This window comes from Virgibacillus sp. DJP39 (genome assembly GCF_049310925.1).
Classification (GTDB): domain Bacteria; phylum Bacillota; class Bacilli; order Bacillales; family Amphibacillaceae; genus Virgibacillus_F.
Genome location: NZ_JBMERP010000178.1, coordinates 1 through 1,471, shown reverse-complemented (window position 1 = coordinate 1,471; position 1,471 = coordinate 1). Strand labels below are relative to the sequence as shown.

The 1,471-nt window shown below is 35.6% G+C and carries 2 protein-coding genes; both read left to right on the top strand.

Translation table 11 applies throughout. From position 1 onward, the window contains the following. Window positions 1–77: 77 nt before the first annotated feature. On the top strand, window positions 78–842 hold the full coding sequence (locus ACOI1D_RS21620; RefSeq protein ID WP_422504260.1) for an STAS domain-containing protein: 765 nt from the start codon (window positions 78–80) through the stop codon (window positions 840–842). A 97-nt stretch (window positions 843–939) separates the two neighbouring features. Next, window positions 940–1,471 (top strand): FUSC family protein (locus tag ACOI1D_RS21615; protein ID WP_422504258.1); only part of this gene is annotated, 532 nt, incomplete at its 3' end.

The window sequence follows — 1,471 nt, the reverse complement described above, 5'->3', positions numbered from 1 at the left end:
GAGGTTATTAGTCATGTTGAAAATTAGATTACTATCATATATAATTATCTGAAAAAGGATTAATTAGGGGAAAATTTATGACACAACAAATACCAATTGATATATCAGGCACTGATGCTTTAAATAGTATAGGTGAAAACATTATTATCGCCGACAAGGATTACACAATAACATGGATGAATAAAAAGGCAATCAAATCACTATCTGCTATTGCTCCTTTGTATGGACTTCCCAGCGCGGATCACATGATAGGACTTAAAATGGATTACTTTCATGTAAAACCAGACTATCAACGTCATCTAATGGCAGAACTTCAGGAAGGTCATAGAGCCAGGATTAATATTCGGAATACTTTTGATGCCGATATTGTCATAACACCTATTAGGGGCAACGAAGATCCGAAAGAAGTTACGGGTTATATGGTTATGCTGATGGATGTCACCACGCAGGCTGAAGAAGAAAAGAAAAAAGAAAGACTAATTAGAGACTTATCGGTCCCTATACTGAGGATTTGGGAAAAAACTATCGTTTTGCCTCTTGTAGGTGAATTAGACTTAAAACGTGGAGAGACTGTCATCTCAACAGTTTTAGAAAAGTGTGTCTCTGATGGCATAGATTTTGCAATGATAAGTCTTAGTGGCATTAATAGTTTTGATTACAGTGTGAGACAAAACCTTCAAAACTTATATGATTGTTTAAAACTGATTGGAGTAGAATGCATAATAGTTGGAATAAAACCAGAACTTGCCCTGAATATAGGTGAATTAAGCAATATCCAGACTTTTAGTGATGCTAACAGTGGATTAAAACACATAATCAGGATTCAAGATGAAGAATTTTAATAAAATACGGTCTGTCTTAAGAAGTCCAGCATATTAATAATATAAATCCTCATAGCATTGTGAGGATCATTTTATTTTATATATAGAGGAGCAAAACATGGAGTTCAATATTGGACCACGTATGGTGAAAACGGGACTTGCTGTTACACTAACACTACTTTTAACAAATATGCTTAAATTGGAACTTGAAATCGTGGCTGCCATTGCAGCTGTTTTAGCTATGCAACCTTCAATCATGCGGTCCTACAATTATATTAAAGAGGTAGTTATCTCGAATGGAGTTGGACTTCTTCTTGCCATGTTAGGGATTTTCCTACTTGGAACTCACCCCCTATCTGTAGGAGCAGTAGTAATCATTTCTATTGCAATTAATATCAAGCTTGGATTGAATAAAACAGTTAGCTTAACGGTTTTGACAATCATCACACTGATGCTGGTTAATGAAAACGGGTTAAGTGTTGTCTATGTCATCGATCGATTATCGCTGGTTACAATTGGGGTATTTTCTGCATTTATTATAAACATGGCAGTGTTTCCACCAGACCATCCCAAAAACCTGTTTAACATGATTAAAAAAGCCAGTGAAAAAATGAACTTCCTACTACGGGTCTTACCGAACGAGACAATGC

Excerpts from the sequence above, each read along its gene's own strand:
- ACOI1D_RS21620 (WP_422504260.1), top strand. The coding sequence starts at position 78 with ATGACACAACAAATACCAATTGATATATCAGGCACTGATGCTTTAAAT.